The 1,516-nt window shown below is 61.4% G+C and carries 1 protein-coding gene; it reads right to left on the bottom strand.

Features of this window, described 5'->3' with window-relative positions; all coding sequences use genetic code 11:
* Positions 1–73: 73 nt before the first annotated feature.
* On the bottom strand, positions 74–703 hold the full coding sequence (locus ACZ6C1_RS39020; RefSeq protein ID WP_469247774.1) for a trypsin-like serine peptidase: 630 nt from the start codon (positions 701–703) through the stop codon (positions 74–76).
* Between the last annotated feature and the right edge of the window lie 813 nt (positions 704–1,516).

Below are 1,516 nucleotides of genomic sequence, written 5' to 3'. Positions count from 1 at the left end.
ACGAGCCCGATGTTCCACCCGCCGCGTCAGCACCATCGTCCGAGCCGTTCACACGTTGCTGACCTGCAACTATTCAGGATGAAAGACGTTCACTGTGATGCACAGCGACGACTTCCCACTGATCATTGAAGACTGGCGAACCCGAATTTCCCGGCTCGGTATCAGTGCTGTAATGCAAAAAATGGTCCAGCCGGACTTGGAGGGCATTGTTGCGGACGGAGATCTCCTTCAACCGACCGCTTGGGTGGCCAATGATGTTGACTGGCTCACCTACCACCAGTTTGCCCATCTCCACGCTTAGCCTATTCCAGCCAAACACCTCACCGACCGGGCGGCCACCGGGGGCGGCTTGAACGGCCACAAGCGCAAAGTCAAGCCGCTCATCCGAAACGAAGAAGCTACCGGGATCAAACCCGAACCGGACGCCACGTTCCGGGACGTTGTCGATGGTGACCTGCACATTGAATTCCACAAAACAACGTCGCGCCATGCCCGCATCCGGCAGAACATGATGGTTAGTCATTAACAGCCGGGGCGAGACCAGGAAACCCGTGCCATGCGGCAGCTCACGCCCACTGTGACGGATGGAGATACGGGCAACAGTCCCAGCAGCCCGTGCCCCTCGCGGTAAGAAACTCCAGGCTTGTAACTCCTTAGATGCCTCGATGATCCGCTCGTGCGAGTCAGGAAGCCCGCCCCGCATGAGAGGACCACTTGCCCCGCTCAGCACAACCACGCTCCGGTCGAGCAAACGTGTGGCACGAGCAGCGATCGCCTCAGGGGAGTCCGGAAACCTCACCCCAGCCTGTAACTGATCATCAACGACACGCCGCTCCGCCGCAGTAGCGCGATACCGCTCCGCAGCCGCCACAGCATACCGGGCCTGCTCATTTCGTTCCCTTTCCGTCGCCGGCACTGGCATCCACCGTCCTGACACTCGAACCGATCCTTCTTCCAGGAAGCGGACATATGGAAAGCCCCGCAACAAGAACGGCAGCGATGGTGCCGCCCGCATGCACACGGGACATAGCCACACACGAATCGTGGCCCGCTACAATCCCCGCCCAATCCGTTTCACCGACGATGAGCCAAATGAGCTGCACGATTACGTATGCATGCACAGAAGGTCACAGATCTCCGCCGAACTCCGGCGGCGAGGCATCCTCAGCCATGTGGTCGCCGGGACGGTGATTAAGCGCGCGACGAGACGTGCCCTGGGCCGTGACGGCCGCTCCTGGTAACGACCTGGGGAGCAGCGGCGTCGGGTGGGCGCGGGTTGTGACACGAGAAGGGCCGCACGGGCCGGGAGAGTTATGAAGCCGGAATCCTGGGGCCTGTGCAGCATGTGCTCATCTGCCCTGCCCGGCATCCGCCTCCAACACCCCATCGAGTTGATCAAAGAGCTCGCCCCGTGGTGGGGTGTGAGGGGCCTCGCGTTCTTCGGACAGGGTCTTGACTGTCGCGTTCAGGCGGCGGTCCGCAACTGCATGTGCTCGGCGTGGACTTCTTGCGGAGG

It is taken from the genome of Streptomyces sp. NPDC041796, from assembly GCF_055590785.1.
Note: the sequence above shows the minus strand (reverse complement) of the source record. Positions and strands in the feature narration are given on the sequence as shown.

Excerpts from the sequence above, each read along its gene's own strand:
- ACZ6C1_RS39020 (WP_469247774.1), bottom strand. The coding sequence starts at position 703 with ATGCGGGGCGGGCTTCCTGACTCGCACGAGCGGATCATCGAGGCATCT.